Genomic DNA, 253 nt, shown 5'->3' with positions numbered 1-253 from the left:
GCGCGAACTGCGGGCGGCCTCTCCCGACCCCGACAAGCACTTCGCGACCGCCGGCTCGCACGGAGGTGCACAGTGACCACCGCATCCCCCCAGCTTCCGCTCGTCGACGACGAGAACCACGACGCGCTCGAGGTCGGCACCACCGCGACCACGGCCGAGCGCGGAAGCCGCAAGGTCCCGTGGCGCTTCTTCGCCGGACGCGCGGGCTTCTACCTCTTCACCCTGTGGGCGGCCATCACGATCAACTTCTTCC

The 253-nt window shown here is 70.0% G+C and carries 1 protein-coding gene; it reads left to right on the top strand.

The genetic code is table 11. From position 1 onward, the window contains the following. Positions 1 to 72 precede the first annotated feature (72 nt). Positions 73 to 253: hypothetical protein (locus SB753_RS39510; RefSeq protein WP_410805482.1), on the top strand; the 181-nt coding region annotated here is incomplete at its 3' end.

Source organism: Paraburkholderia sp. SIMBA_053 (assembly GCF_046534895.1).
GTDB lineage: Bacteria > Pseudomonadota > Gammaproteobacteria > Burkholderiales > Burkholderiaceae > Paraburkholderia > Paraburkholderia caledonica.
Note: the sequence above shows the minus strand (reverse complement) of the source record. Positions and strands in the feature narration are given on the sequence as shown.